At 72.3% G+C, this 25,243-nt stretch carries 19 protein-coding genes; 9 read left to right on the forward strand and 10 right to left on the reverse strand.

Annotation, left to right across the window (positions count from 1 at the left end; translation table 11 throughout):
• Window positions 1-25: 25 nt before the first annotated feature.
• Both OG472_RS23660 and OG472_RS23665 read left to right on the forward strand, forming a co-directional pair.
• Window positions 26-829, forward strand: a complete 804-nt coding sequence (locus OG472_RS23660) for a hypothetical protein (protein ID WP_401609849.1) — start codon at window positions 26-28, stop codon at window positions 827-829.
• A 28-nt stretch (window positions 830-857) separates the two neighbouring features.
• Complete coding sequence (locus OG472_RS23665; RefSeq protein WP_383567317.1) at window positions 858-1,385, forward strand: DUF4240 domain-containing protein; 528 nt, start codon at window positions 858-860, stop codon at window positions 1,383-1,385.
• Here OG472_RS23665 and OG472_RS23670 read toward each other — a convergent pair.
• Window positions 1,376-2,017: an MSMEG_1061 family FMN-dependent PPOX-type flavoprotein gene (locus tag OG472_RS23670; protein WP_401609847.1), complete on the reverse strand. Its 642-nt coding sequence runs from the start codon at window positions 2,015-2,017 to the stop codon at window positions 1,376-1,378. The genes OG472_RS23665 and OG472_RS23670 overlap by 10 nt on opposite strands.
• 142 nt (window positions 2,018-2,159) lie before the next feature.
• On the opposite strand from OG472_RS23670, the gene OG472_RS23675 reads away from it, so the two are divergent.
• Window positions 2,160-4,001, forward strand: coding sequence for an NHL domain-containing thioredoxin family protein (locus OG472_RS23675; RefSeq protein ID WP_401609844.1), 1,842 nt, complete (start codon window positions 2,160-2,162; stop codon window positions 3,999-4,001).
• A 25-nt stretch (window positions 4,002-4,026) separates the two neighbouring features.
• On the opposite strand, the gene OG472_RS23680 is transcribed toward OG472_RS23675, so the two are convergent.
• The 3 genes from OG472_RS23680 to OG472_RS23690 form a co-directional block, all read right to left on the reverse strand.
• On the reverse strand, window positions 4,027-5,319 hold the full coding sequence (locus tag OG472_RS23680) for a M18 family aminopeptidase (protein ID WP_405942012.1): 1,293 nt from the start codon (window positions 5,317-5,319) through the stop codon (window positions 4,027-4,029).
• A gap of 101 nt (window positions 5,320-5,420) precedes the next feature.
• Entirely contained in the window at window positions 5,421-6,149 is a 729-nt protein-coding gene (locus OG472_RS23685; protein WP_362799031.1) for a hypothetical protein, read from the reverse strand.
• Between the two features lie 169 nt (window positions 6,150-6,318).
• A complete protein-coding gene (locus OG472_RS23690; RefSeq protein ID WP_401610413.1) occupies window positions 6,319-8,145 on the reverse strand; it encodes an acyl-CoA dehydrogenase in 1,827 nt (608 codons plus the stop codon).
• A 172-nt stretch (window positions 8,146-8,317) separates the two neighbouring features.
• Here OG472_RS23690 and OG472_RS23695 point away from each other — a divergent pair, with 172 nt between their 5' ends.
• From OG472_RS23695 to OG472_RS23710, 4 genes are all read left to right on the forward strand, one after another.
• Complete coding sequence (locus tag OG472_RS23695; protein WP_030302361.1) at window positions 8,318-8,776, forward strand: SseB family protein; 459 nt, start codon at window positions 8,318-8,320, stop codon at window positions 8,774-8,776.
• Between the two features lie 76 nt (window positions 8,777-8,852).
• Entirely contained in the window at window positions 8,853-9,821 is a 969-nt protein-coding gene (locus OG472_RS23700; protein ID WP_401609840.1) for a DUF5937 family protein, read from the forward strand.
• Window positions 9,822-9,921: 100 nt separating this feature from the next.
• Complete coding sequence (locus OG472_RS23705) at window positions 9,922-10,305, forward strand: hypothetical protein (RefSeq protein ID WP_401609837.1); 384 nt, start codon at window positions 9,922-9,924, stop codon at window positions 10,303-10,305.
• Between the two features lie 117 nt (window positions 10,306-10,422).
• Complete coding sequence (locus OG472_RS23710; protein WP_383567300.1) at window positions 10,423-11,415, forward strand: pirin family protein; 993 nt, start codon at window positions 10,423-10,425, stop codon at window positions 11,413-11,415.
• An 11-nt stretch (window positions 11,416-11,426) separates the two neighbouring features.
• On the opposite strand, the gene OG472_RS23715 is transcribed toward OG472_RS23710, so the two are convergent.
• On the reverse strand, window positions 11,427-12,509 hold the full coding sequence (locus tag OG472_RS23715) for an AI-2E family transporter (protein ID WP_405831132.1): 1,083 nt from the start codon (window positions 12,507-12,509) through the stop codon (window positions 11,427-11,429).
• A 38-nt stretch (window positions 12,510-12,547) separates the two neighbouring features.
• Window positions 12,548-14,794, reverse strand: coding sequence for a SpoIIE family protein phosphatase (locus tag OG472_RS23720; protein WP_401609832.1), 2,247 nt, complete (start codon window positions 14,792-14,794; stop codon window positions 12,548-12,550).
• Between the two features lie 158 nt (window positions 14,795-14,952).
• On the opposite strand from OG472_RS23720, the gene aspS reads away from it, so the two are divergent.
• Window positions 14,953-16,776, forward strand: coding sequence for an aspartate--tRNA ligase (gene aspS / locus OG472_RS23725; RefSeq protein WP_405942013.1), 1,824 nt, complete (start codon window positions 14,953-14,955; stop codon window positions 16,774-16,776).
• 90 nt (window positions 16,777-16,866) lie between these two features.
• Here aspS and OG472_RS23730 read toward each other — a convergent pair whose 3' ends face one another.
• Window positions 16,867-18,597: a VWA domain-containing protein gene (locus OG472_RS23730; protein WP_405942014.1), complete on the reverse strand. Its 1,731-nt coding sequence runs from the start codon at window positions 18,595-18,597 to the stop codon at window positions 16,867-16,869.
• 411 nt (window positions 18,598-19,008) lie between these two features.
• Here OG472_RS23730 and OG472_RS23735 point away from each other — a divergent pair, with 411 nt between their 5' ends.
• The gene (locus OG472_RS23735; RefSeq protein ID WP_401609824.1) at window positions 19,009-21,096 is read left to right on the forward strand and encodes a PhoX family protein; all 2,088 of its coding nucleotides are present in this window, start codon (window positions 19,009-19,011) and stop codon (window positions 21,094-21,096) included.
• A gap of 74 nt (window positions 21,097-21,170) precedes the next feature.
• Here OG472_RS23735 and OG472_RS23740 read toward each other — a convergent pair whose 3' ends face one another.
• The 3 genes from OG472_RS23740 to OG472_RS23750 all read right to left on the reverse strand — a co-directional run bounded on the left by OG472_RS23740 (window position 21,171) and on the right by OG472_RS23750 (window position 25,227).
• Window positions 21,171-22,439 (reverse strand): sensor histidine kinase, encoded by a 1,269-nt coding sequence (locus OG472_RS23740; RefSeq protein WP_401609821.1) that lies wholly within the window; start codon window positions 22,437-22,439, stop codon window positions 21,171-21,173.
• On the reverse strand, window positions 22,427-23,128 hold the full coding sequence (locus OG472_RS23745; protein WP_401609818.1) for a hypothetical protein: 702 nt from the start codon (window positions 23,126-23,128) through the stop codon (window positions 22,427-22,429). Before OG472_RS23745 ends, OG472_RS23740 begins: the two co-directional genes overlap by 13 nt.
• 104 nt (window positions 23,129-23,232) lie before the next feature.
• Window positions 23,233-25,227 carry an FUSC family protein gene (locus OG472_RS23750; protein ID WP_405831139.1) on the reverse strand — a complete coding sequence of 665 codons (1,995 nt, stop codon included), beginning with the start codon at window positions 25,225-25,227 and terminating at the stop codon, window positions 23,233-23,235.
• Between the last annotated feature and the right edge of the window lie 16 nt (window positions 25,228-25,243).

Below are 25,243 nucleotides of genomic sequence, written 5' to 3' on the forward strand. Positions count from 1 at the left end.
TCAGTGCCCGCGATAGGTTTCCCCCATGCCACTCCTCTACGTGACCGACCTGGCCTACCCGGCGCGCGGCCGCCGCTACTGCGACGAGGACATATTCCTCACCTCCCGGCTGCGGGCCGACTTCGAGCTGGCCCTGTGCCACCCCGCGGACGCGGAGGCGCTCCTCCCGCTGGGCTTCGACGCGGTCATCGTCCGCAACAGCGGCCCGGTCCTGCACTACCAGGAGGCCTACGACTCCTTCCGCGCCGCCGCCCTCGCCGCAGGCACGCCGGTCTACAACCCCCTCACCGGCCGCGCCGACATGGCGGGCAAGCAGTACCTCCTCGACCTGACGGCCGCCGGCTACCCGGTCATCCCGACGATCGACGACCCGGCCCGGCTGGCGGAGCTGCCGCAGGTGCCGCAGTACGCGGTCAAGCCGAAGCAGGGCGCCGACTCCATCGGCCTCACCTTCACCGCGACACCGGACGGCCCGGCCGGGGCCGTGCTGATCCAGCCGCGCATCGACTTCACGTACGAGGTGTCCTTCTACTTCGTCGACGACGCCTTCCAGTACGCGCTGTACGCCCCGGACCCGGCCCGCCGCTGGGAGCTGCAGCCCTACGCCCCGACCGAGGCGGACCTGGACTTCGCCCGCGCCTTCATCGCGTGGAACACCCTCGACCACGGCATCCAGCGCGTCGACGCCTGCCGGGCCCCCTCGGGCGAACTGCTCCTCGTCGAGCTGGAGGACCTGAACCCCTACCTCTCCCTGGACCTCCTCCCGGCGGAGGTCCAGAACACCTTCATCACATCGCTCACAGGATCTCTCCAGTCCTTCCTCGGCTGATGTCAGTGCCGGGTGCCAGGCTTTTCCCATGGACAAGCAGACGTTCTGGCAGTTGATCGAGACGGCCCGTGCGGGCACGGTGGCGGACGAGGTGGCGGGGCGGGCGGCGCAGCTGCTGGCCGCCCGTCCGGCGGCGGAGATAGCCGCGGCCCAGCAGGTGCTCTGGGACCTGCTGGCGGAGTCCTACCGCAGCCCGCTCTGGGCCGCGGCCTACGTGATCAACGGCGGCTGCTCGGACGACGGCTTCGACTACTTCCGCGGCTGGCTCCTCACCCAGGGCCGGGACGCCTTCGAGGCGGCCCTGGCCGACCCGGACTCCCTGGCGGCCCACCCGGCGGTCCGCGAGGCCGCGGCCGACGGCCACGAACTGTGGGACGAGGAGGCCCTCTCGATCGCCTGGACCGCCTACGAGTCCGCCACCGGCCGCGAACTCCCGGCGGACTCCTTCACGATCAGCTACCCGCCCCTGGACCCGTCCTGGGACTTCGACTTCGACGACACGGCCGAACTCACGCCCCGCCTGCCGCGCCTGAGCGCCCTCTTCGATCACTCGTAGCGGTGGAGCAGTGACTCGCGCTCCTGCCGGCGGATGTCCTCGATCGTCAGACCGGGCAGGTCCAGGTGGGAGAGGGTGACCTCGGCGGAGCTCGGGGCGGCGTCCTCGGCGAGCCACTGCGCCGGCTTCCACGCGTTGCTGCGCAGGAACGCCTTCGGGCAGTGCTGGTAGGCCTCCTCGACCGCCACGACGATCGCGCTGCGCGGGGGCTTGCCGACGGCCGTCAGCTGCTCCAGCAGCCGCGGATCGGCGGAGACGCAGGCGCGTCCGTTCACGCGCAGCGTGGTGGCCCGGCCGGGGATGACGAAGATCAGTCCGGCCCGGCCCGTCTCCACGATGTTGTGGGCGGTGTCGAGCCGCTTATTGCCGGTGGCGTCGGGGACGGCGAGGGTGAACTCGTCGAGGACGGCCACGAATCCGGGCGGCCCGCCCCGGGGCGTCACGTCACAGCTCCCGTCGGCGCCGGCACTGGCGACGAACACCAGCGAGGACCGCCCGATGACCGCCCGGGCGGTCTCGTGGATCCGGTCCACGGCCTTGCGCCGGGCCATCTCACCCGGCTCCTCGTACAGCTCGCGCAACTGCTCGGTGCTCCGGACGGCGGTGGCGTTCACGGCGTCGAATATCGTCACGCCCCGGCACGCTACCGGGCGATCATCGACTAGAGCCCACTGGTGTCGAGCTCGACCCCGAACGGCTCGGGCAGCCGCACCGGCGTCCGGGTGCACCGGAACCCGTGACCCGGTGTTCACACCCGGATGGCAAGCTTGAAGCATGAACGATGTCGCCCCGGCGCACACCCCCGCGCCCGCGCCCCGCCGTGCCCGTGTCCGTGCCCCCGAGCTGATCGGCAAGGGTGGCTGGCTGAACACCGGAGGGAAGGAGCTGACCCTCGCCGACCTGCGGGGACGTATTGCGATCCTGGATTTCTGGACCTTCTGCTGCATCAACTGCCTGCATGTCCTCGACGAGCTGCGCGAGCTGGAGGAGAAGCACCGCGACACCGTCGTGATCATCGGCGTGCACTCGCCGAAGTTCGTGCACGAGGCCGAGCACGCCGCCGTCGTCGACGCCGTCGAGCGGTACGAGGTGCACCACCCCGTGCTGGACGACCCCGAGCTGGCGACCTGGAAGCAGTACGCCGTACGCGCCTGGCCCACGCTCGTCGTGATCGACCCCGAGGGCTACATCGTCGCCCAGCACGCCGGTGAGGGGCACGCGCACGCCATCGCGAAGCTGGTCGAGGACCTGGAGGCCGAGCACGAGGCCAAGGGCACGCTGCGGCGCGGGGACGGGCCGTACGTGGCGCCCGAGCCGGTCGCGAGCGACCTTCGGTTCCCCGGGAAGGCGCTGCTGCTGCCGAGCGGGAACCTGCTGGTGTCGGACACCACGCGGCACCAGCTCGTCGAGCTGGAGGCGGACGGGGAGAGCGTCGTCCGCCGCATCGGCAGCGGCGAGCGCGGCTTCGGCGGCGACGCCTTCAGCGAGCCGCAGGGGCTGGCGCTGCTGCCCGACGGGAGGGTCGTGGTCGCCGACACCGTCAACCACGCCCTGCGGACCTACGACCCGGCCACCGGGCACCTGGAGACCGTCGCCGGGACCGGGCGCCAGTGGTGGCAGGGCTCGCCCACCTCGGGGCCCGCCCTGGAGGTGGACCTGTCCTCGCCGTGGGACGTGGCCTGGTGGCAGGGCAGGGTGTGGATCGCCATGGCCGGTGTGCACCAGCTGTGGACCTGGGATCCGGAGAGCGGCACCGTCGCCGTGGCCGCCGGTACCACCAACGAGGGGCTGCTCGACGGGCCGGCCGCCGAGGCCTGGTTCGCCCAGCCGTCGGGGCTCGCGGCCGCCGGGGACCGGCTGTGGATCGCCGACTCGGAGACCAGCGCCCTCAGGTACGTCCACCCCACCGACACCGGCTACGCCGTCGCGTCCGCCGTCGGGACCGGCCTGTTCGACTTCGGGCACCGGGACGGGGACGCGGGCCAGGCCCTGCTCCAGCACCCGCTCGGGGTGACCGCCCTGCCCGACGGCTCGGTCGCGGTGTCCGACACGTACAACCACGCGCTGCGGCGCTACGACCCCGCCACCGGGCAGGTGTCCACGCTCGCCACCGATCTGCGCGAGCCCAGCGACGCCGTGCTGGTCGGCGACGACATCGTGGTCGTGGAGTCGGCCCGGCACCGGCTGACCCGGCTGCGGCTCCCGGAGGAGGCTGTACGGGTCGAGTCCGTGGCCCACCGTACGCAGCGGGCCGCCACCGAGGTGGCGCCCGGCACGCTCCGGCTCGACGTGGTGTTCCAGGCGCCGGGCGGCCAGAAGCTCGACACCCGCTACGGTCCGTCCACCCGGCTGCTCGTCTCCTCGACCCCGCCCGAGCTCCTCGCCGGGGGCGAGGGAGCCGGGACCGACCTGTTCCGGGAGCTTGCGCTGAACCCGGAGGTCACCGAGGGCGTGCTGCACGTCTCCGCGATGGCGGCGTCGTGCGACGACGACCCCGCCAACGAGTACCCGGCCTGCCACGTCCACCAGCAGGACTGGGGGGTGCCCGTCCGCGTCACCGCCGACGGCGCCTCCCGGCTGCCGCTCGTCCTCGCCGGGATGGACGAGGAGGGGTGACACCCCGCTGAGGCCTTCCTGGGGGTCAGCCCTCCAGGAAGGCCACCAGGGCGTTGGCGAGGAGGTACGGGTCGTCCGCGCCGCACAGTTCGCGCGCGCTGTGCATCGACAGGATCGCGACGCCGATGTCCACGGTCTGGATGCCGTGGCGGGCGGCCGTGATCGGGCCGATCGTCGTGCCGCACGGCATGGAGTTGTTGGAGACGAAGGTCTGCCACGGCACGCCGGCCCGCTCGCACGCGCTCGCGAACACCGCGCGCCCGCTGCCGTCCGTCGCGTACCGCTGGTTGACGTTGACCTTCAGGATCGGGCCGCCGTTGGCGCGCGGGTGGTGCGTCGGGTCGTGCCGTTCCCCGTAGTTGGGGTGCACGGCGTGCCCGGTGTCCGAGGACAGACAGATGGTGCCCGCGAAGGCCCGCGCGCGGTCCTCGTACGAGCCTCCGCGTGCGAAGACTGAACGTTCCAGCACGTTCCCCAGCAGCGGGCCGTCCGCGCCCGTGTCCGACTGCGAGCCGTTCTCCTCGTGGTCGAAGGCGGCCAGCACCGGGATGTGGTCGAGCTTCTCGGCGCCCGACACCGCCGCCAGCGCCGCGACGCCCGCGTGCACCGACAGCAGGTTGTCCATGCGCGGGCCGGCCACCAGCTCGCGGTCGCGGCCCAGGTAGGCGGGCGGCTCGATGGAGTGGACCATCAGGTCCCAGCCGGCCACCGAGCCCTGCTCCAGGCCCTCTTCCTCCTCCAGGAAGGCGATCAGGTCGCCCTCGTGCACGTCGCCCAGGCCCCAGATCGGCTGCATGTGCCGCTGCTTGTCGAGCTTGAGGCCGTCGGTGTTCACCGACCGGTCCAGATGCACGGCCAGTTGGGGCACGCGCAGCAGTGCGCGGTCCACGTTGACCAGGCGCTCGCTGCCGTCGCGCAGGGTCAGCCGGCCGGCGAGGCCGAGGTCCCGGTCCAGCCAGGTGTTGAGCAGGGTGCCGCCGTAGATCTCGACGGCGATCTGCCGCCAGCCCTGGGAGCCCGTGTCCGGCTGCGGCTTGACCCGCAGGTTCGGGGAGTCGGTGTGTGCGCCGACGATCCTGAACGGGGTGTGTGCGGCCGCGCCTTCGGGGACGTACCAGGCGATGAGCGCACCGCCGCGGAGCACGAACTTGCCCCCGGCGCCCGCATCCCAGGCGTCCGTTTCCGACAACTGCCTGAAGCCTGCCTTCTCCAGCCGCTCGGCCGCGTTGGCCACGGCGTGGTACGGCGACGGACTGGCCGTCAGGAAGGTCATCAGATCGTCGGTGTGGCCGCGGTCGAAGCGGGCGGGAGAGCTCATGTGGTTCACCTTAACGACGGTCGTGTTCGCCATGGCCGGACTGCGACGGATGGCCGGAGGTCGGGGTCCGCAGGGTGGGTGGTCTGCGGTCCCGTCGGTTCTCAGCCCGGCGGTCGCTCGAATCGGCGCTGCAGTTGTCTGCGCTCGCCCCGGCGGATGCGCGGGAGCATCTCCGGGGTCTGCGGGGAGCGCTGCGCGCGTCTCTTGCGTCCGGCGCAGAAGATACAGGCCTCACCGGGGGGTGCGTCGGGGTCGATGGGCGCACCGGGGTGCTCGGAGCAGCCGGAGGCGTTGCGCGGCCGGGACAGCTCGCGGGCGACGATGAAGGCGCGGTGGAGGTCGTCGGCGATGCGGACGAAGTCCTCGGCGGGGGAGGACAGGCCCAGGTGGAACCGCTGGTCCTCGACGGTGCGCACGCACGCGCGCAGTGCCTGGAGGGTGTACGGGCCCTCCGGTACGGGGTACCCGAGGCGGCGCTGTTCCCCGGCGGGGGCGGCGGCCGGGCCGCCGTGCCGGCGCTGTCCGAGGCGTCGCCGGTCGTTGCAGATGAGGCAGCGGCCCCAGCCGTCGGGCGCCTCGGGGTCGAGGGCGCCGTTGGGGTGCTCGGAGCAGCCGGTGTAGCTCTTGGCGGGGGCGAGTCCGGCGGCGGTCTGGAAGGCCACGTACAGCGCGTCGGCGATGGTGTCGTACTCGGCGGGGTGGGCGCCGTCGTACAGCTCGCGCAGGTGGTCGCCGAGACTGCCCAGGCTCGCCTGCAGCTCCTTGAGGGCGTACGGGCGCCCGGTGGGGACGGAGTACCCCCTGCTGCCGTGCTGATCCTGTGGACTCATGCGTACGAGCGTCCCATGAACGACTGACATCGGGGGAAAGCTGCAGGACAGGGCCCCGGGGCGGACCAGGCGGCGCATGCGCCAGCGGCCGGGTCCCCTGTGCGGAGGACCCGGCCGCTGTGCGTACACGGCGTACTGGTGTGGCGGGCCGGCGCGGCCCGCGAGCAGCCTAGAAGGCGGCTTCGTCGAGCTCCATGAGGGAGTTGTCGACGGCCTCGGCCAGCGCGCGCTGGACGGAGACGCCCGGGAGGACCTCGGCCGCGAAGAACTTCGCGGCGGCGATCTTGCCGGTGTAGAAGGGGACGTCCTTCGGGGAGGCCGTCGCCAGCTTCTCGGCGGCCACGGCGGCGCCCCTGAGCAGCAGGTATCCGACGACCACGTCGCCGGAGGCCATCAGCAGGCGGGTGGTGTTCTGGCCGACCTTGTAGATGTTCTTGACGTCCTCGCCGGTGGCGGTGAGGTCGACGATCATCTGGCCGACGATGGCCTCCAGGTCCACGGCGGCCTTGGCGAGCGCGTCGCGGGCGCCGGCCAGCTCCTCGCCGCCGACGGCCTCGGCCAGGAACTTCTTGATCGTCTCGGAGAGGAGGTTCAGCGAGGCGCCCTGGTCGCGGACGATCTTCCGGAAGAAGAAGTCCTGGCCCTGGATGGCCGTGGTGCCCTCGTAGAGGGTGTCGATCTTGGCGTCGCGGATGTACTGCTCGATCGGGTACTCCTGCAGGTACCCGGAGCCGCCGAAGGTCTGCAGGGACTGCGCGAGCTGCTCGTACGACTTCTCCGAGCCGTAGCCCTTGACGATCGGCAGGAGCAGGTCGTTCAGGCCGATGAGGGCGGAGGCGTCCTCGCCCGCTGCCTGCTTGACCTGGATCTCGTCCTGGACGGTCGCGGTGTGCAGGACGAGGGCGCGCATGCCCTCGGCGTACGCCTTCTGCGTCATGAGCGAGCGGCGCACGTCGGGGTGGTGCGTGATGGTGACCTTGGGCGCGGTCTTGTCCATGAAGTTCGCCAGGTCCGGGCCCTGCACGCGCTCCTTGGCGTACTCCAGCGCGTTCAGGTAGCCCGTCGACAGGGTCGCGATGGCCTTCGTGCCGACCATCATGCGGGCGAACTCGATGATCATGAACATCTGGCGGATGCCGTCGTGCTTGTCACCGATCAGCCAGCCCTTGGCGGGGTGCTGGTCGCCGAAGGTCATCTCGCACGTGTTGGAGGCCTTGAGGCCCATCTTGTGCTCGACGTTCGTGGCGTAGACGCCGTTGCGCTCGCCCAGCTCGCCGGTCTCCCAGTCGAAGTGGAACTTCGGGACGAGGAAGAGCGACAGGCCCTTGGTGCCCGGGCCGTGGCCCTCGGGGCGCGCGAGGACGTAGTGGAGGATGTTCTCCTCCATGTCGTGCTCACCCGAGGTGATGAAGCGCTTCACGCCCTCGATGTGCCAGGAGCCGTCCTCCTGCTGGACGGCCTTGGTGCGGCCGGCGCCCACGTCCGAGCCGGCGTCCGGCTCGGTGAGGACCATGGTGGAGCCCCAGCGCTTCTCGACGGCTATCTGGGCGACCTTCTTCTGCGCCTCGTTGCCCTCTTCGAAGAGGATGCCGGCGAACGCCGGGCCGGAGGAGTACATCCAGATGGCCGGGTTCGAGCCGAGCAGCAGCTCCGCGTAGGCCCAGATCAGGGAGCGGGGCGAGGTGGTGCCGCCGATCTCCTCGGGCAGGCCCAGGCGCCAGTACTCCGAGTCCATGAAGGCTTCGTAGCTCTTCTTGAAGGAGGCCGGGACCGGCGCGGTGTTGGTGGCCGGGTCGAAGACCGGCGGGTTGCGGTCGGCGTCCGCGAAGGACTCGGCCAGCTCGTTCTCCGCGAGGCGGGCGAGCTCGGACAGGACGCTCTTGGCGGTCTCGGTGTCCATCTCCTCGAACGGACCGGTGCCGTACTGCTTGTCGCGGCCGAGCACCTCGAAGAGGTTGAACTCGATGTCGCGGAGATTCGACTTGTAGTGCCCCATGGCGACGGCTCCGTTAAGGCTCGGGGAGAGAGGTTCCTCGTACATACCAATCGGTAACGTAATGATGCTACCCGTCGGTAATAAGGCGCAACCCCTGACGACTGTGACCAGCGTCAAGCCTGGCGGGAAATGCGTGTCCGAGCGCGACGGGCCGGTCGGTAGTCTTCCCCCCATGTACGGCTACGACCAGAACGTGAGCGCAGGGCAGCAGTACGCCGCCCCGCAGCAGATGGCCGGCGGGTACGGCGAGCAGCCGCTCTACCCCGAGCCCTCGCCGCCGTCGCTCGCCGACGCGGTGCGGGCCTTCACCACCGGCTCCCTCTCCGCGGAGGACTTCCAGCAGATCTTCGCCACCTCGAAGGTCTACTGCCCGCGCGGCGAGACCCCCGGATTCCTGGCGCTGCACAACACGCAGCAGCCGGTCATCCCCATGTTCACCACGCTCAAGGAGCTCCGCCGGTACGCCGGCAAGGAGTCCAAGTACTTCGTGATCACCGGCGCCGAGGTGATCGACCTGCTGCCGACCGGGTACGGCTTCGTCCTCGACATGGAGGGCGACCACCGGATGGTCTTCGACGCCAAGGCGGTCGAGCAGATGGTCGACTTCGCCATGCGCCGCATGTATGGCTAGACGCCATTGCTGCGCAGATGGCTAGGGCTGTGCAGGCGGTCGGCGTACCGGCTGAAGCCTGACGGGGGGCGGGGCGATGCTGCGGGTGCACTTCACGGCCGAGGACCTGTTCAACGTCACCTTCGCGAGCGAGCCGCTGCCGATGGTGGAGCTGGCCATGGCACTGGTCGCCTGGCAGCGCACCGACGAACCGGCGGTTTTCGGCCGCTGGCGGGGCAGGACCGGCCGGGAGCTGCCGGGCCGGGTGCGCCCGCTGCTGGACCTGCTGCGCCCGGACGGTGACAACCCCCAGTTCGTCGAGCCGTACACGCGCACGCTGGAGGAGGGGCTGGCCGCCGTACGGGAGGCCGCGCCGGCGCTGACCGGCGCGCAGCTCGCCCGCGCCGCGGCCCGGGCGCCCGGGCCGGACTCCTGGCTGCGGGCGCTGTGGGACCGGGACCGGGACGCGTGGGACCAGCTGGGCGGGGCGCTGAGGGCCGGCCACGAGGCCGTGGTGGCCCCGCAGTGGGCCCGGATCCGGCAGTCCTACCAGGCGGACGTCGCCTGGCGCACGCGGCTGCTGGCCACCCACGGCATCAAGGCGTGCCTGGCGAGTACGCACCCGCGGGCCGAGTGGGCGGGCACCGTCCTGGAGGTCGACCGGCCGCCGCACTACGAGGTCCGTCTCGGCGGGCGCGGGCTGCTGCTGATGCCCTCGCCGTTCTGGACCGGGCGCCCGCTGGTCGCGGAGGGCCCGGGCGGGCCCCAGGGGCCGCCCCTGCTGATGTACCCGGCGATGACCCCGCTGCCCCTGGTCGGCGCCGGTCCCGCGGAGCGAGCGCTGGACGCGCTGCTGGGCCGGACCCGGGCCGCGGTGCTCCAGCAGCTGGTCCAGCGGCGCACGACCAGCGAACTGGCCCGGGACCTCGACATCAGCCTGCCCTCGGTCTCCGAGCACACCCGCACCCTGCGCGCGGCCGGGCTGATCACCACCGAGCGCGACGGCAAGGCGGTGCTGCACTCGGTGACGGGCCTGGGCGCGGACCTGCTGCGCAGCGGCGGCTGACGCACCCTTCGGCCCTGCCCGAAACCATCGCGGCCGTGGCCGCGGCTCCCGAGTATCGGTGCTGCGGGGGACGCCCGCTCCTACGGACAGGGAGACTGCGATGTCACGAACGTCGTTTCGCACGAAGCTCGCGGCCGTGGCGGCCACGGGGGTGATGGCGCTGGGTACGGGGGTCCTGGCGGCGTCACCCGCGCAGGCCGCCGGGTGCGGGGTGAGCGGGGGGACGCTGTACTGCGGCAACACCCCGAACATCGACATGTACCGGTGGGCGGGCTTCGGCGCGCCGTACGCCGACACGCTGAAGACCAACCCGAGCCGGTTCGACTGCTGGACCACGGGTGACTGGCACGGTGGCGGCAACAACACCTGGTACGGCGCCCGCGGGGACGTACGGGGCGCGTTCGGGTTCGTTCCGGCCCAGTACGTGAACACGTCCTCGGCCTTCGACGCGCACCCGGACTGGTACGGGCTCGACCACTGCTGACCTGCGCCTGAGCACACGGCGGCCCCGGGGGAATTCCCCCGGGGCCGCTTCTGTTCTGTGGAGTGTGGCAGAAAGTTCGAGTTTCAACTAAACTCGAAGCAGAAGGAGGTCCTGACCATGCCCGCAGTGACTGTTGAGAACCCGTTGACGCTTCCGCGAGTGGCCGAGCCGCAGGCCGCCGTCCCGCGCAAGGTGCTGGCCGTCGTCACCGCTCCCGGTGGGTTCGAGGGTGAGGGATTCCCGGTGCGCCGCGCGTTCGCCGGGATCAACTACCAGTACCTCGACCCGTTCATCATGATGGACCAGATGGGCGAGGTGGAGTACGCGCCGGGCGAGCCCAAGGGCACGCCCTGGCACCCGCACCGAGGCTTCGAGACCGTCACGTACCTGATCGACGGAACCTTCGTCCACCAGGACAGCAACGGCGGCGGCGGAGTCATCAACGGCGGTGACACGCAGTGGATGACCGCCGGGTCCGGACTGCTGCACATCGAGGCCCCGCCGGAGTCCCTCGTCGTCAGCGGCGGGCTCTTCCACGGCCTCCAGCTGTGGGTGAACCTCCCCGCCTCCGACAAGATGATGCCCCCGCGCTACCAGGACATCGGCGGCGGCCAGGTCCAGCTGCTGACCACCCCGGACGGCGGCGCCCTGCTCCGCGTGATCGCCGGCGAGCTCGACGGCCACCAGGGCCCGGGCATCACCCACACCCCGATCACGATGATCCACGCGACCGTCACGCCGGGCGCGCAGATCACCCTGCCGTGGCGCGAGGACTTCAACGCGCTGGCGTACGTGCTGGCCGGACGCGGGTCCGTCGGCGAGGACCGCCGGCCCGTCCAGACCGGGCAGACGGCCGTCTTCGGCGAGGGCGGCTCGCTCACGGTGCGGGCGGACGAGTCCCAGGACTCCAACGCCCCGGACCTGGAGGTCGTGCTCCTCGGCGGCCGCCCGATCCGGGAGCCGATGGCGCACTACGGTCCGTTCGTCATGAACAGCAAGCACGAACTCCAGCAGGCCTTCGACGACTTCCAGGCCGGCCGGCTGGGCCGCATCCCCACCACCGCGCGCACCGGGCTCGGCCACCGCGGCGCCGGCGACGCGGAGGACTGACCCGCCCCGCGCTACGCGGCGTCCACCGGATCCACGGGTCCGGGGGGCGCCGCGTCCGCGTACCGGGCCCGCAGCTCCGAGATCACCCCGAAGAGGGCCGCGGTCACCGGCACCGCGAGGAGCATTCCGAGGATTCCGGCGACGCTCGCCCCGGCGGTGATGGCCAGCATCACGACGGCCGGATGCATCTGCACCGTGCGGCTCTGCACCACGGGCTGCAGCACGTACCCCTCGATCATCTGGACCAGCAGCACCAGGCCCAGCGCCCACAGCCCGATCACCCAGCCCCGGTCGGCGAAGGCGACGAGGACCGCGACCGCGCCCGAGAGGATCGCGCCGAGGTACGGGATGTAGGCGGTCACGAAGACCAGCGCGGCCAGCCCCAGCGCCCCCGGCACGTCGAGGACCATCAGACCCACGCCGATCAGCACGGCGTCGACCAGGGCCACGAAGGTGGTCCCGCGCATGAAGCCCTCGACCGCCTCGAAGGCGCGCCGCCCCATGGCCTCCATCAGATCGCCCGAGTGGCTCGGCACCAGTGAGCGCAGCGTGCCCACGGCCCGGTCGGAGTCGCGCAGGAAGAAGAAGATCAGCACCATCGCGAGCAGCGCCATCGCGATCACCGAGCCGACCACGCTGAGGCCGGCGACCAGGCCCGAGGCGGCCGTGCCGCCGAACTTCTCCAGCAGCTCCTTGGAGTTCTCGGTGATGTCCTCCACGGAGGTCCCCACCGCCCCGAAGTGCTCGGAAAGCGTCCGGCCGGCCCGCCGCAGCGCGTCGACGATCTCGTCGCCCGTCTCGACGAGCGCGAGGACGAGCACGTACGCGGCCCCGCCGGCGACGGCGATCACCGCGAGGCAGGTCAGGGCGGCGGCGAGGGAGCGGTTCATCTTCATGCGGACCAGGCGCCGGTGCATCGGCCCGAGCAGGGCCGTCCCGAGCACGGCCAGCAGGACGGGCGTGACGGCGGTCTGGAAGACCATGCACAGCCAGACGCCGACGGCGAGGACCGCCGTGACGAGCAGGAGGACCCCGCACCAGGCGGCGAGCCGCCGAACGGGCTCCGGCAGAAGGGGAACGGGGGCATTGGGCACGGTGCATCCAACCACGGCGCGCTCCGCCCGCCCGGAGCTCACACCACGGGGTCGGCGTCCGCCTTCGACTGCTCGTGCAGTTCGAACCAGATCGACTTGCCCTCGCCCTGCGGGTCCACGCCCCAGCTGTCGGCGAGCATCTCCATCAGCAGCACCCCGCGACCGCTGGAGGACATCTCGCCCGGGTGCCGCTTGTGCGGGAGCTCGTCGCTCCCGTCCGCGACCTCCACGCGCAGCCGGCGGGCGCCCAGTTCGCCGACCGCCTCCGCCACCAGCAGCGCGTCGCCGTCGGTGTGCATCAGTACGTTCGTCACCATCTCGGAGACCATCAGCACGGCCGAGTCCACCTGGTCGGCGTCCGCCCAGTCGTGCAGCAGGTCGCGGACCTGGCGGCGGGCGCCGGCGATCCGCTCCGGTTCGGCCTGGGCCACCGTCAGCACCGTACGGCGCGCCGGGCGGGCCGGGTGCGTCAGCGGGGTGCCGCAGCTGCATTCCTCGCCCTCGCGGGACAGCAGCACCACGGCTATGTCGTCCTCGCGGCGGTCGGCCAGCGGACCCGTGGTGTGGTGCGAGGACGGCCCGTGCACGGCCTGGACCAGCAGGTCGGCCAGCCTTTCGAGGTGCGGCGGCCGGAAGTGTCCGGCCCCCGCGCCCTCCGGCTCGGGCGCGCCCCCGGACCCGTGCGTGTCGGACTCCAGGACCGCGCGCAGCCGCGCCCAGCCCGTGTCCAGGTCGTGCCCGCCGGTCTCGATGAGCCCGTCGGTGCACAGCATCATCGTCTCGCCGGGCTCCAGGGTGAACCGGGTGGTGGGGTAGTCGGTGTCGGGGACGATGCCGAGGGGGAGCCCACCCGCGGTGGGGCGCATCAGGACGGTGCCGTCGGTCATCCGGATCGCGGGGTCGGGGTGGCCGGCGCGGGCCACCTCCAGCATTCCGGTCTTCGGGTCGCACTCCACGTACAGGCAGGTCGCGAACCGCGGGCTCTGGAAGTCCGCGTCCAGGTCGGCGCCCGGCCCCGGGCCCATGCCGGTGCCCGCGTCCTCGTACGGGTCGGAATCCTGCGAGGTGCACAGCCCGGCCAGGAACCGGGAGGCCCGCGACAGCACCGCGTCGGGCCGGTGGCCCTCGGACGCGTACGCCCGTACGGCGATCCGCAGCTGGCCCATCAGCCCGGCCGCCCGGACGTCGTGGCCCTGCACGTCGCCGATGACCAGCGCGAACCTGCCCGAGGGCAGCGGGATCATGTCGTACCAGTCGCCGCCCACCTGGAGCCCGCCACCGGTCGGGACGTACCGCGCCGCGATCTGCATGCCGGGGATCTCCGGGCCGAGCTGCGGCATCATCGACCGCTGCAGGCCGGTGGTGAGTTCCCGCTCGGATTCGGCCACCCCGGCGCGCTGGAGCGCCTGGGCCAGCATCCGGGCCACGGTCGTCAGGACGGACCGCTCGTCGGGGGAGAAGGACGCCGGGTGCTTGAAGGCCGCCATCCAGGCGCCCATGGTCCGCCCGGCCACGGTCAGCGGCAGGAAGGCCCAGGACACCCGGTCGAAGCGCCGGGCGAGCGGCCAGGTGGCCGGGAACCGCCGTTTGTAGTCCTCCGGGGTGGCCAGGTAGATCGCCCGGCCGGTGCGGACGACCTCTGCGGCCGGGTAGTCCGTCTCCAGCAGCATGTCCGTGAAGGGCTCCTCGTCCCCCGGATCGTGCCCGTGGTGCCCGATGATCGACAGCCGCTCCCCGGCCACGCCGAAGACGGCCAGCCCGTCCGGGCTGAAGCCCGGCATGGACAGCGAGGCCGCGACCCGCAGCACCTCGGCCGTGGACCGGGCCTCCGCCAGCGCGCGGCCCGCGTCCAGCAGGAAGGCCTCGCGGGAGCGCCGCCAGTCGCCGGTGATGGGGGTGTGGGCGGCCGTGGTGCCGGGCTGCGGCTCGGCGATCTCCTGGATGGTGCCGATCAGCTCGTAGTCCACGCGGCCGTCGGCCGACCGGCTCTCCAGCGGTTTGGAGCGGCTGCGCACGGTCCGCAGGACCCGCCCGTCCACGTCCATGATCCGCAGCCGGGCCTCGGCGAGGGTGCCCTCGGCGACGGCCAGGTTCACGATCCCGTTGATCTCGTTCCAGTCCACCGGGTGGAACCGGGACCGTACGGAGACCTCCGGCAGCACCACGGGCTCCGCGGGCAGCCCGAGGAGCCGGGCGGCCTCACCGTCGAGGGTGACCGTCCCGGAGGCGTTGTCCCACCGCCACAGGCCCGTCGCGATGGCGGCCAGGACGTCCTCGGTGCGCACCCGGCCATCTTTACAGGTCATATCCGTCAGGTGCCTGTTAGGAGGGACCGACGGACGCATTTGCGCAGGCTGGAGGGAGTGCCCGACCCGTCACCCTCCCGGACGGTAACCTTGGGACGGTTGAATCCACCCTGGTATCGCGTAGAACTGGATGACTGATGCATCGGTACAGGTCCCACACCTGCGGCGAGCTCCGCGCTTCTGACGTCGCCGCCGACGTCCGGCTGAGCGGCTGGCTGCACAACCGTCGAGACCTGGGCGGCATCCTCTTCATCGATCTGCGGGACCACTACGGCATCACGCAGCTCGTCGCCCGGCCCGGCACCGCCGCGAACGAGGCGCTCAGCAGCGTCACCAAGGAGACCGTCGTCCGCATCGACGGCAAGGTCGTCTCCCGCGGCGCGGACAACGTCAACCCGGAGCTGCCGACCGGCGAGATCGAGATCGAGGTCGCCGAGGTCGAGGTGCTCGGTGCATCCGCCCCGCTGCCCTTCACGATCAACACCGACGACGGTGTGAACGAGGAGCGGCGCCTGGAGTACCGCTTCCTCGACCTGCGCCGCGAGCGCATGCACCGCAACATCATGCTGCGCTCGGCGGTCATCGCCTCCATCCGCTCCAAGATGGTGGCCCTCGGCTTCAACGAGATGGCGACCCCGATCCTCACCGCGACCTCCCCCGAGGGCGCCCGTGACTTCGTGGTGCCGTCCCGCCTGAACCCGGGCAAGTTCTACGCCCTGCCGCAGGCCCCGCAGCAGTTCAAGCAGCTGCTGATGATCTCCGGCTTCGACCGGTACTTCCAGATCGCGCCCTGCTTCCGCGACGAGGACGCCCGCGCCGACCGCTCGCCGGGCGAGTTCTACCAGCTCGACGTGGAGATGTCCTTCGTCGAGCAGGAGGACGTCTTCCAGCCGATCGAGCGCCTGATGACCGAGCTCTTCACCGAGTTCGGCAACGGCCGCGAGGTCACCTCGCCGTTCCCGCGGATCCCGTTCCGCGAGTCGATGCTGAAGTACGGCAACGACAAGCCCGACCTGCGCGCCAAGCTGGAGCTCGTCGACATCACCGACGTCTTCGAGGGCTCGGAGTTCAAGGCGTTCGCCGGCAAGCACGTGCGCGCGCTGGCCGTCCCGGACACCGCCGCGCAGCCGCGCAAGTTCTTCGACGGCCTCGGCGAGTACGCGATCTCGCTGGGCGCCAAGGGCCTGGCCTGGGTGCGCGTGGGCGAGGACGGTGCCCTGACCGGCCCGATCGCCAAGTTCCTCACCGAGGAGAACGTCAAGGTCCTCACCGAGCGCCTGGGCCTGGTCCCCGGCCACGCGGTGTTCTTCGGTGCGGGCGACTTCGACGAGGTCTCCAAGATCATGTCCGGCGTTCGCGTCGAGGCGGCCAAGCGCGCGGGCCAGTTCGAGGAGAACGTCTTCCGCTTCTGCTGGATCGTCGACTTCCCGATGTACGAGAAGGACGAGGAGACCGGGAAGATCGACTTCTCGCACAACCCCTTCTCCATGCCCCAGGGCGGCATGAAGGACCTGGAGGAGAAGGACCCGCTCGACATCCTGGCGTGGCAGTACGACATCGTCTGCAACGGCATCGAGCTGTCCTCCGGCGCCATCCGCAACCACGAGCCCGAGGTCATGCTGAAGGCCTTCGAGATCGCCGGTTACGACGCGGAGACCGTCGAGCGCGAGTTCGCCGGCATGCTGCGCGCGTTCCGCCTCGGCGCCCCGCCGCACGGCGGCATCGCCCCGGGCGTGGACCGCATCGTGATGCTGCTGGCCGACGAGCCGAACATCCGCGAGACGATCGCCTTCCCGCTGAACGGCAACGCGCAGGACCTGATGATGGGCGCGCCGACGGTCCTGGAGGAGGCCCGTCTGCGCGAGCTGAACATCGCGCTGCGCAAGCCGGTCGAGACGAAGGCGGCGGAGCGGCCGGTCTCCGACGCGGTCGTCCCGGACGCCGGTTCCCCGCGGGGCTGAACCCGCTGACACGCAGAAGGCGGCGCCCCCTCTCCTTGCGGGAGGGGGCGCCGCCTTCTGCGTATGCGTGTACCGGGCGGGCCGGGGGGCCTAGAACCGGTCGAGGACGCCCTTGAGCAGGGCGGCGGAGGTCAGCTCCGTGGGGGCCGGGCCGGCGTGGAAGAAGCCGGCGTTCTCGGCGTCCAGCTTGCGCAGGAAGTCGAAGGCCTTGTTCTCGTGGTCGCCGAACGCGACGAACTGCCAGTGGATGCCGGGCGCGCTGGCGGCGGCGTCGGTGATCGCCTGACGGGCGGGCTGACGGTTGTCGGGGGCGCCGTCGGTCTGGAAGACGACCAGGGCCGGGCCCTCGCCGCCGTCCTTGCGGTAGCGCTCGACGACGGCCTCGACGGCCACGTGGTAGCTGGTGCGGCCCATCCGGCCGAGCTCGGCGTGGCGAGCCTCGACCCAGGCCGCGTCGTGGGTGTCGAGGGCCAGGTCGGCGGTGCCGTCCACCTCCGTGGAGAAGAACACGGTGTGCACGGTCGCCTCGTCGTCGAGGTGCGCGGCGAGGGCGAGGGCGTGGTCGGCGAGGTACTGCGCGCTGCCGTCCTTGTAGAAGCCGCGCATCGACCCGGACCGGTCCAGGACCAGGTACACCTTGGCCCGCGCCCCGGCCTTCCCCCTGGCGCGGAGCACCTGGCCGGCGGCCTTGTACGCACCGACGACCTCGGGCGCGCGACGCCGTACGGCGGCCAGCGCGTGCGCGGCCCCCTCCGGCTCCGCGGCGGCGGTGTCCGCCTCCGGCGCGGGTACGTCGGCCTCTGCAGCCGTCGGCTCGGCTTCGGCCTCGGGCTCGGCCTCCGGGGCGGTGGCTTCGGCTGCCGCCGGCTCCGCCTCGGGCTCGGTGTCGGCTGCCGCCGGCTCCGCCTCGGGCTCGGTGTCGGCCGCGGGCTGCTCCGCCTCCGGCGCGGTGGCCTCCGCGGCAGCCGGCTCGTCCTGCGCCACCGGCGCGGTGTCGGGCTCCGCCGCGACCTCGTCCTCGGCCTGCTCCGCAACCGCGGAGGGGGCCGTCTCGGCCTCCGGCGTGGTGGTCTCGGCGGCCAGGGGCTCGTCCTGCGCCACCGGCGCGGCTTCGGGCTCCGCGGCGACCTCGGCCAGGGGCTCCGCCTCCGGCGTGGCCGCGTCGGCCTCTGCCGCCGGCGGCTCGGCTTCGGCTTCGGCCTCGGCCTCCGGGGCGGTGGCTTCGGCTGCCGCCGGCTCTGCCTCCGGCGCGGTGTCGGGCTCCGCCGCCACCTCGGCCAGGGGCTCCGCCTGCTCCGCCGCGACCTCGGCCAGGGGCTCCGCCTCAGGGGCGGGCTCGGCGGCCTGCGGCTCGTCCTGCGCCTCGGGCGCGGTCACCTCGGCTTCGGCAGCCGGCGGCTCGGCTTCGGCGGTGGTGTCTGCCTCCGGGGCGGCTTCGGCGATCTGCGGCTCCGGCTCGGCTGCCGGTACGGCCGCCGCCTCCGGCTCCGCAGCGGCGGCGGTGTCGGCCTCCGGCGCGGCTGCGTCGGACGCAGCGGCGGCCGGCTCGGCCTCGGCGGTGGTCGGCTCGGGCTCGGCAGTGGCGGCCGGGGGCTCCGCCTCCGGGGCGGGGGCCCCGGGCTGCTCCGCTGCGGGCGGGGTGGATTCCGGGCCGGGCGTCGCCGCAGGCGAGGCGGCGGGCGCGCGGCGCGCTTCGGGGACCGTGGGGTCCGCGGCCGGGGCAGGGGCCGTGAGGACCGTGCCGGGCTCGCGGTCCCGCGGGGCGGACTGCGGGGGAACAGTGGGGTTGTCGAAGGACGCCGCCACCAGATCGGCGGCCACGTCCAGGGGCGTACGTTCCGCCTGGTTGGGGACAGCGGCCGAGGGGGCGTCCGTAGTCTCCGGAACGGGTTCTTCAGTCCGTCCGAACACCTTGCGCAACAAGCTCCGAATACCCATGGGCCAGGCCTTTCGCATGAGTGCGTGCGTCATTTGTCCGTGCTGCGCGGATGATCCCTGCCCAGAGTGGACACGTAAGGTTATCGGCCGCCCGGCTGGATCTTCGGCAGGGTCGCCTTTCGTGGCGTCCGGCTTCCAAACACCCTCAGACCGCTCTCGAACTGCCGCTCCGACGTGCCGGGTTCACCGACCGTTCATCCCCGCGCCGCCGCTTCGGCGCAACCCGGGCCTAGCGTCACGGCTGGATTGTTCCGACACGTTGTCGGCGCCCACGCAGCTACTCGGAGGACACTCGTGCGCAAGCTTCTGCCGCTCATCGGCAACCCGCATGGGAGCGGCCGGTCCGCTCTCACCTGTCGTTACCGCTGTGGCGACGCCTGCTTCCACGAGGTGCCGAACACCAGCGACAACGAGTACGCCGGCGATGTCATAGCCCGTGCGTACTCCCGCCGCTCGATGCTGCGTTCCGCCGCCGTCGTGACGGTCGCCACCGCCGCCGGTACCGCCGTGGCCCTCAGCGGCCCCGGGCAGACCGCGAACGCCAGCCCGTCCGGTGAGGCCGCGGCCGCCGGCGCCGGCAAGGGCGGCGAGGCCGCCCGCGGCCTCCGCTTCAAGGCCGTCGCGCCCAACACCGACGACAAGGTCACCGTCCCCGAGGGCCACGAGCAGAACGTGGTCATCCGCTGGGGCGAGCCGATCATCAAGGGCGCTCCGGGCTTCAACCCCGACAAGCAGACCGCCGCCGCGCAGGCCGGTCAGTTCGGCTACAACAACGACTTCCTGAGCCTCCTCCCGCTCGGCGGCGACTACGAGCGCCAGCAGCTGCTCGTGGCCAACCACGAGTACACGGACGAGATCCTCATGTTCAAGGGCTACGACCCGGCCAAGCCGACCCGCGAGCAGGTCGAGATCGCCTGGGCCGCGCACGGCCTGTCCGTGGTCGTCGTCCAGGAGGACCACCGCAGCGGCAAGCTGACCGCGGTCACCCGCCACCAGCTCAACCGCCGCCTGACCGCCACCAGCGAGTTCAGGCTGACCGGCCCGGCCGCGGGCAGCGCCCTGCTGAAGACCTCCGTCGACGCCACCGGCACCAAGGTGCTCGGCACCCTCAACAACTGCGCCGGCGGCACCACCCCGTGGGGCACCACCCTCCACGGCGAGGAGAACTTCAACCAGTACTTCGGCAACGCAGGCCAGGTCACCGACCCGACCGCGGCCGCCCGCCTGAAGCGCTACGGCGTGACCGCCGGCGCCACCGAGCGCAAGTGGGAGCTGTTCGACAAGCGCTTCGACGTGGCGCAGGAGCCCAACGAGTCGCACCGCTTCGGCTGGGTCGTCGAGCTGGACCCGTACGACCCGAATTCCGTCCCGCGCAAGCGCACCGCGCTGGGCCGCTTCAAGCACGAGGCCGCGCAGCCCCGCCTGACCGAGGACGGCCGCCCGGTCGTCTACATGGGCGACGACGAGCGCTTCGACTACTTCTACAAGTTCGTCTCGTCGAAGCAGATGAAGAAGGGCAATTCGCGCGCGGCGAAGGAGCACAACCTCACGCTGCTCGACGAGGGCACCCTCTACGTCGCCAAGCTCACCGGCGACTCCCCGGCCGCCGAGCTCGACGGCACCGGCAAGCACCCCTCCGACGGCGAGTTCGACGGCTCCGGCGTCTGGATCAAGCTGGCCACCGGCAACGTCTCGCACGTCGAGGGCATGACCGCCGAGGAGGTGTACGTCTTCACGCGCCAGGCCGCCGACAAGGTGGGCGCCACCAAGATGGACCGCCCCGAGGACGTCGAGCCCTCCCCGCGCACCGGCCGCGTCTACATCGCGCTGACCAACAACACCGACCGTGGCAAGCCGGGCAAGGAGGGCGCGACCGAGGCCAACCCGCGCAATCTGAACAAGCACGGCCAGATCCTGGAGCTCGCCGAGAACTTCGACGACCCGGCCGGCGACGGCTTCGCCTGGCGGCTCTTCCTGGTCGCCGGTGACCCGAACGACCCGGCCACGTACTTCGCGGGCTTCCCGAAGGACAAGGTCAGCCCGATCTCCTGCCCGGACAACGTGGCCTTCGACCCGCACGGCAACCTGTGGATCTCCACGGACGGCAACCAGCTCGGCTCCCACGACGGCCTGTTCGGCGTCGCGACGGCCGGTGAGCGCCGCGGTGAGCTGAAGCAGTTCCTGACCGTTCCGCGCGGCGCCGAGACCTGCGGCCCGCTCATCCAGGACAAGCGCGTCCTGGTGTCCGTCCAGCACCCGGGCGAGATCGACGGCGCGTCCGTCGAGAAGCCGCAGTCGGTGTGGCCCGACGGTCCCGGCAAGATCGTCCGCCCGGCCGTCGTCTCGGTCTGGCGCAAGGACGGCAGGAACATCGGCGTCTGATCCGGCTGTTGGGCCGACGTTTCACGTGAAACACAGCTCACGTGAAGCGTCGGCCCGACGTCAGGGCGTCGCCGTCAACTTCCCTCCGGCAGCCGCCCGACCGGAAGTCTGAGTGTCGTCAGCGCGCCCCCGTCGGGCGCGTTGGCGAAGCTCAGCTCGATCTCCAGCACCGCCGACTGCCCCGCCACGATCGTGAGCCCCAGCCCGTGGCCGCGTCCGCGGCCCGGGTCTCCCGTGCGGAACCGCTGGGGGCCCTGCTCGATCAGCTCGGGCGGATAGCCGGGTCCGTGGTCGCGGACCGTCACCACCGGGCCCTCCACGCTCACCTCGATCGGCGGCCGGCCGTGCTTGTGGGCGTTGACCAGCAGGTTCGCCAGGATCCGGTCGAGGCGCCGCCGGTCGGTGAGGACCACCGCGTCCCGGACCACTCGCACCGAGGCGGCCGGCCCGGCCCCGGCGACGGCCCGCTCCACGGCCCGGCCGAGTTCCACGCGGGCCAGATCGGCGCGCTCCACGCCCGAGTCCAGCCGGGAGATCTCCAGCAGGTCCTCGGTCAGCAGGTGCAGGGCCTTGAGCCGGTCGTTGATCATCTCCTTGGGGCGGCCCTCGGGCAGCAGCGCCGCGGCGGCCAGTGAGCCCGTGAGCGGGGTCCGCAGCTCGTGTGCGACGTCCGCCGTGAAGCGCTTCTCCGCCTCCAGCCGTTCCTGGAGGGACCCGGCCATCGAGTCGAGTGCGTGCGCCACGTCCCGTACCTCGTCCCGGTCCCGGGAGCGGCGGCCCGGCCGCCGGTCGTTCGCGCGGGAGGGAAAGCCCACCCGGGCGTCCAGGTCCCCGGCGCTGATCCTGCGGGCCACGGCGGCGGTGGTCGCGAGCCGCCGGCTGATCCGGTCGGCGAGGAAGAGGCCGGCCAGCGCCACCACACCGGCGGCGAGCGCAGCGGACGCGAGGATCGCGGTGTCGATGTCCCGCAGTCGGCTGCGGGTGCCCTGGAACGGGATCCAGACGGCGAGTGCCTGTTCGTCGGCGGGGGCGGCAGCCCACATGACGGGCTTGCCGTCGTACGAGCCGACCATGCTGCCGGTGTCGCCGCGGGCGACGAGTTCACGCAGCAGGCGGGGCAGCTGGGGCGGGTCGAGGACGATGTTCACGTCGCCGTGCGTGGTGCCGTACTCGTAGTGGCTCAGGGCGTGCTCCAGTGCCGTGTCCGCGTCCTTGCGGACCTGGCCGACGATCTGCTCGGCGACCACGTTGTGCACCAGGATCCCGAGCACGCAGGCGACCATGCAGCACACCGCCGTGGTGGTCAGGGCGATCTTCCAGCGGAGGCTGCTCAGCGCGTGCATCGCTGTGCGTCCGGGCTGAGCGGGGCGCCGGTGAGGGACGGGCAGTCGTCCAGCGTGAGCTGGGTGAGGTTCATGGTTGCGGCCTTCGGGTCCCACACGTAGTCGGAGACGGCGACGTACGTGGGGTTCGACGTCGGTTCGCGGACCGCCAGGTGTTCGGCGGCCACTTCCACGCCCTCCAGCACCGCCCGCCGGGACAGGATCCTCGCGATCTTCCCGTCGTCCTGGACGGTGTAGACGCGCAGTTCGCTGAGCCGGCCGTCGAGGTCCAGTGCGGTGATCAGCTCCTCCCGGCCGTTGCCCGTCAGGTCGTGCAGGACCGCGGGGCGCACCGGGCAGTCGGGCCCGCCGTCCACAGCCTGTGTGCAGAGCGCGAGCCGTTGCACGGCCCGGGGGTCGACGAGCCGGCCCGTCCCGCCGTCCTGCTGCGTCGCCGAGGTGATGTCGGCCCGTACGACGGACAGCGCGTTCACCCCGCGCATGCTCAGGCCCGCCACCTTGGGGAGCCCGGGGACCACGGCGGCCGTGCCCGGCTTCTGGTCCGGTTCGGGCAGGGCGGGGCGGATGTCCTTCCACAGGCTCTGCGGGGCGTGGACCGTGCCGAGGTTGCCCTCGTTCTGCAGTCCCTCCACGTCGGCGCACCCCGCCAGGAGGACGGCGAGGACGATCACGGCCGGGGCGCGGTGCATGCTCCGATGCTCTCCCGCCGGGCGGCTCCCGGCCCGGACTCAGGCCCATCCGGGCGACTCCGCGGGACTCCGGGCGGCTCCGGCCGACTGGGCGGGACCGGGCGTCAGGGCTCCGGCTGGGCGATGGCGCGGGCCGCCGCGACCTCCTGGTGGACGGGGGCCAGGACGCTCGACGGGTCGCCCGGGGGCTCCGCCCCGACGCGTACCGGGACGGTGCTGCTGCGGACCCTCCCGGCCAGTTCGCGCAGCTGGCGTGCGATCCCCTCCACCTCGTCCGCGTCCGGCGGCGCCGCGCCGTGGTTGACCCGGACCCGCGCGGCGGTGGTCGCGTCCACGATCCGCTCGACGGCGACCACCAGCGGCCACCAGGCCGCGGCCCGTGCCCCGGTGGGCGGCGGCTCGGTCAGTGCCCGCTGGAACTCGCTGCGTACGCCCGACAGGTCGCGGTAGATGCGCCGCCGGGCCTGGAGGCGGGCGGTGCGCGCCGCCGCGTGCGCGGCCTCGTCGGCGACGGGCGCGAAGGCCCGTTCCACGTAGCGGGCGGCGTCGTACACGGTGTCGGCGAGCCGGTCCCCGATCCGGGCGTGCCAGCTCTCGGGCCACAGCAGGTATCCGGCGACGAGGGTGATGGCGCAGCCGATCAGGCTGTCCAGCAGCCGGGGCCGGATCAGGTCGAAGCCCTGGTGGTTGAGCATGTCCGAGAGCAGCAGGATCACCGGGGTGATCGCGGCGGTCTGGAAGGCGTACCCCTTGACCGAGAAGGCCGGGATCAGGCCGGCGAGCACCATCATCACCGGCACGACCGCCCAGCCGCGCGGTACCTCGGCGAGTACGGCCGCCGCGATGACCAGCCCTCCGGCGGTGCCGAGCGCGCGCAGTACCGCCCGCGAGAACACCGAGCCGAAGTCGGGCTTGAGGACGAAGGTGACGGTCAGCGCGACCCAGTAGGACCGCTCGAACTCGATCACCGATACGAGCACCTGCGCGAGCCCGATGCACAGCGCGAGCCGCAGCCCGTACCGCCAGGAGGCCCTGGACAGCATCATGTCGCGCACGGCCCGCCGGGCCCGCACGCGCAGCGCGGCGGGCCGGCCGAGGCGGTCGTCCACGTTGTACGGGTCCGGTTCGGCGAGGTGGACGATCCTGGCCGCATGGCGCAGGGCCCCGTCGACGGCCCGCTCGGCCGGGGTGTGCGCGGCGGGCAGCTCCAGTACGGGGGTCCCGGTGCGGCCTTCCTCGACGGCGGTGGCGAGGGACCGTACGGCCGCCGGGATCTCGGGCGGCAGCGGCCTGCCGCGCAGGTGCGCGGCGGGCGCGGCCTCCACGAGCGGGATCACCACGTTGAGCTGGGCCAGCATCCGCACCAGCGAGGGGCTGCGCCCGTGCACCCGGGCCCGGCGGCCGAGCACAAGGTCGTAGGCCTGGTTGAGGCTCTGGGTGACCTCCAGGCGGCGCTCGTCGTAGGCGGAGCCGGGGCGCCCGGCGGCCTCCAGGGCGTCGGCCAGGGCCCGGTAGGTGGCGGCGACCGCGGCCCGCTCGGGCTGCCTGCCGCGCAGCGGCCAGGCCAGCAGGCTGAGTGCCAGCACGAACAGTCCGCCCGCGCTCAGCAGCAGCGGGGCCGTCCACCAGGGCTCCGGCATCGGGATGCCGGCGCCGATCACGGCGTTGAGCAGGAGCAGCAGCCCGGACACGGAGGCGACCGTGCCGATGGAGGAGATCATCCCGGAGACCAGGGCGATGAGCGTGAGCACGCCGACGGCCAGCCAGCCGTGGCCGTAGACCAGGGTGCCCAGGGCCACGCCGACGGCGCCGAAGAACTGCGGGACGGCGATGTTGAGGACCCGCATCCGGTAGGCGTCGGCGGTGTCGCCGATGACCCCGGAGAGGGCGCCCATGGAGACGAGCGCGCCGTACTCGGGCTCGTCCAGGGCGAAGCCCACGGCGAGCGGGGCGGACAGGGCGACCGCCGCCCGGGCCACGGCGGCCCAGGGGATCGGTGCGGTGCTCGGCTTCAGCCCCTGGAGGAGCCAGGCGGGGGGAGCCAGCGGAAGGTGCCGGCCCCGCCGCGACGGTATGTGTTCGGTGCGTTCGGTGCTCATCCCGCTTCTGTGCCGC

Origin of the sequence: Streptomyces sp. NBC_00207 (assembly GCF_045160965.1) — a bacterium.
Taxonomy (GTDB): Bacteria; Actinomycetota; Actinomycetes; order Streptomycetales; family Streptomycetaceae; genus Streptomyces.